The 3,520-nt window shown below is 69.9% G+C and carries 4 protein-coding genes; 2 read left to right on the top strand and 2 right to left on the bottom strand.

All coding sequences use genetic code 11. The annotated features are described in order from the left end of the window. Window positions 1-698, bottom strand: a 698-nt coding sequence (locus VIM26_RS21885) for a CorA family divalent cation transporter (protein ID WP_331955220.1), incomplete at its 3' end; no start/stop codon positions are given. A gap of 58 nt (window positions 699-756) precedes the next feature. On the opposite strand from VIM26_RS21885, the gene VIM26_RS21880 reads away from it, so the two are divergent. Beyond that, a complete protein-coding gene (locus tag VIM26_RS21880; protein ID WP_331955218.1) occupies window positions 757-1,704 on the top strand; it encodes an oxidoreductase in 948 nt (315 codons plus the stop codon). A 10-nt stretch (window positions 1,705-1,714) separates the two neighbouring features. After that, window positions 1,715-3,277: a glutamine-hydrolyzing GMP synthase gene (gene guaA / locus VIM26_RS21875; protein WP_331955216.1), complete on the top strand. Its 1,563-nt coding sequence runs from the start codon at window positions 1,715-1,717 to the stop codon at window positions 3,275-3,277. Window positions 3,278-3,333: 56 nt separating this feature from the next. On the opposite strand, the gene VIM26_RS21870 is transcribed toward guaA, so the two are convergent. Continuing rightward, window positions 3,334-3,520 (bottom strand): hypothetical protein (locus VIM26_RS21870; RefSeq protein ID WP_331955214.1); only part of this gene is annotated, 187 nt, incomplete at its 5' end.

Here is a 3,520-nt window from a genome sequence, read left to right as displayed (position 1 = left end):
AGATCCTCGAAGTACGGCGCCAGCTCGGCATTGCGGTCGTCCTCGCTGACGCGGCGCATGACGGTGTTGACGACCTCGCGCATGGGCAAGATCGCGCGGCGGGCCTGCACCAGTGACTTGCGCAGCGCGAACGTCTTGCGCTGCAGCTCGTGGGCCACCCTGGGGTTCTCGTCGAACAGGATGTCCTCGATCAACTCGATCTCGTCGTCGAGCGATTCGACGGCGTCGAAGTACCCGTCGACGATCTCGTCGAGCAGGCCGTGGATGAGCGCGCGCGGCCCGAACTTGATCAGGTCCCCATTGTCCTCCCAGCGCTGCACGACCGCGTCCATGTCGAAGGCGTCGTCCAGCCGGACGGTGACGAAACCGCGCGGCAGGCTGAACGCCGATATGCGGCTCCCGGTCAGCTCACCCGTCTTCGAGTCGTGGGTGATTGCATAGGTCGTCACGAACAGGTGGGTGGCATAGCGAGTGGCCTTCGGCCGCTCGTGCTCGGCGACGGAGTCCTCGATCGCGTGCTGGTCGAGGCTGAGTTCTTCCGCCAGCTGGCGCAGCTTTGCCTCGTCGGGCGAACACAGGTCGGCCCACACCAGGCAGTCGGTCTGCTCGAGGTAGTCCGACACGTCCTCGAACGGGAAGTTCTCCGCCTCGAGCGTTCCGTTGCGCCATACCCGGGTACGGACGTCCAGGCTGGCCATGGGACCAGTGTGCCGTGCGGGACGGAAAACTCACGCAGGCACGGGTAAGTTTCCGCACGTGAAGTGGACTGCGGATCAGCTCCCGGATCTGACCGGGCGAACCGCCGTCGTCACCGGGGCGAACTCGGGTATCGGGTGGTTCACCGTTCGGGAGCTTGCCGGGCACGGGGCGCGCGTCGTGCTCGCCTGCCGCGACGCCGAGCGGGGCAAGCAGGCCGCTGACAGGATCCGCTCGGCTGTGCCGTCAGCCGAACTCGACGTCGCCGAGCTCAACCTCGCGTCGATGAAGTCGGTGCGTGGTTTCGGCGACTCGTGGACGGGCCCGCTCGACCTGCTGGTCAACAACGCCGGCGTGATGGCGCCGCCGAAGCCGGTGACCACCGAGGACGGCTTCGAGCTTCAGTTCGGCACGAACCATCTCGGGCACTACGTGCTGACCGGGCTTCTCCTGCCGGCGCTGCTCGCGTCGCCGGCGCCCCGCGTGGTGACGGTGGCCTCGATCGCGCACCACGGCGGGACGGACCGCGTGCTCGAGGGCAACGCCGGCGAGGGCTACCACCCCCAGCGGACCTACTCGAACACCAAACTGGCCAACCTGTTGTTCGCTGCCGAACTTCAGCGGATGGCCTCGGCGCGCGGGTTGCCGCTCGTCTCCGTCGCGGCCCACCCCGGTGTCTCATCGACCGGACTGGTCGGCGACCCGCAGGGCATGGGCGCCAGCCGGTTCATGCGCACGGTGGCGCCGGTGTTCGTCAAGCTCTTCACGCAATCGGCGACGGCCGGCGCCCGCCCGACGCTGTACGCCGCGACGCAGGCCGAACCCGGCTCGTACACGGGGCCGCAGCGCTTCGGCGAAACCCGTGGGCCCATCGGACCGGCGCGGCTGTCCACGTTGGCGAACGAGGAGAAGCTGGCCCGCCGGCTCTGGCAGGTGAGCGAGGAACTCACCGGCTTCCGTTACCGCTGGTCCTCCGGCGCCTCATCTTCCCCGGCGCCGCGTCCGTAGACTCCGCGTCATGCAGGCGGATCTCGTTCTGGTCGTCGACTACGGAGCGCAGTACGCGCAGCTGATTGCGCGGCGGGTGCGCGAGGCCCACGTTTACTCCGAGATCGTGTCGCACGCCACGCCGCTCGCCGACCTGCTGGCGCGCCGACCCAAGGCGATCATCCTGTCCGGCGGGCCCTCCAGCGTGTACGCGGACGGCGCACCGCAGATCGACCCCGCGCTGTTCACGGCTGGCGTCGCGGTGTTCGGCATCTGCTACGGCTTCCAGGCGATGACGCAGGCGCTGGGCGGCGAGGTCGCCCACACCGGTGGGTCGGAGTTCGGGCGCGCCTCGCTCGTGGTGTCCGAGCCCGGCGTGCTGCTGCGCGGTCTGCCGTCCTCGCAACAGGTCTGGATGAGCCACGGCGACGCGGTCACCACGCCGCCTCCGGGCTTTACCGTGTCCGCGTCCACGCTGGGCGCGCCGGTCGCGGCCTTCGAGGACGTCGCGCGCCGGCTCGCCGGTGTGCAATTCCATCCCGAGGTGCTGCACTCCGAGCACGGCCAGGCGATCCTGCGGCACTTCCTGTACGACATCGCGGGCGCCCGGGCGACCTGGACCGAGGCGAACATCATCGACGAGCAGGTCGCCGCGATCCGCGCACAGGTCGGCGGTAAGCGCCTGGTGTGCGGGCTGTCCGGCGGCGTCGACTCGGCCGTCGCGGCCGCGCTGGTGCAACGCGCCGTCGGCGATCAGCTGACCTGCGTCTTCGTGGACCACGGGCTGCTGCGCGCGGGCGAGGTCGAGCAGGTCGAGCGCGACTTCGTCGCCGCTACGGGGGTGCGGCTCAAGGTCGTCGCCGCCGCGCCACAGTTCCTCACTGCGCTGGCCGGCGTCAGCGACCCGGAGGAGAAGCGAAAGATCATCGGACGTGAGTTCATCAGGGTTTTCGAGGCGGCCGCCCGCGACGTGGTCGCCGACGCCGGTGCGCACGGCGAGAACGTCGACTTCCTCGTGCAGGGCACGCTGTATCCCGACGTCGTCGAGTCCGGCGGGGGGTCGGGCACCGCGAACATCAAGAGCCACCACAACGTCGGCGGCCTGCCGGACGACCTTGAGTTCGCGCTTGTCGAGCCGCTGCGTTCGCTGTTCAAGGACGAGGTGCGCCGCGTCGGCGAGCAACTCGGGCTGCCGGCCGAGATCGTGTGGCGCCAGCCGTTCCCGGGGCCCGGTCTGGGCATCCGCATCGTCGGGGAGGTGACCGGCGAGCGGCTGGACGTCCTGCGGCGGGCCGACGCGATCGCGCGTGCCGAGCTGTCTGCCGCGGGACTGGACCGCGACATCTGGCAGTGCCCGGTGGTGCTGCTCGCCGACGTGCGCTCGGTGGGCGTGCAGGGTGACGGCCGCACCTATGGTCACCCCGTCGTGCTGCGACCGGTGTCCTCCGAGGACGCGATGACAGCCGACTGGACGCGCGTCCCCTACGAGGTCCTCGAGCGGATCTCGACGCGCATCACCAACGAGGTGCGCGAGGTGAACCGGGTCGTCCTGGACGTCACGTCCAAGCCGCCTGGCACCATCGAGTGGGAGTAACGCGGACCCACCTGCGGTAGCGCCGCCGAAGCAGCACTACCGCAGGTCGGTCGGACTCAGTTGCTGCGGTCGACGGTGATCCGGCCGTCGGCGACGTGGACGTCGATCGTCAGTGCCGGCCCGGTCGCGCCGTCGCGCGGCAGGATCGTGCGGTTGACATTGAACCCGCCGTGCGCTCCCGCGCCGTCCCCGGCCAGGTCCGAACTGTCCACCCGCACGTCGCCGAAATGCACGTTCGCCTGC

This window comes from Pengzhenrongella sp., from assembly GCF_036565025.1.
GTDB lineage: Bacteria > Actinomycetota > Actinomycetes > Actinomycetales > Cellulomonadaceae > Pengzhenrongella.
Note: the sequence above shows the minus strand (reverse complement) of the source record. Positions and strands in the feature narration are given on the sequence as shown.

What these genes read in the sequence shown, in the direction of transcription:
- guaA (WP_331955216.1), top strand. Translation starts at nt 1,715, where the DNA reads ATGCAGGCGGATCTCGTTCTGGTCGTCGACTACGGAGCGCAGTACGCG.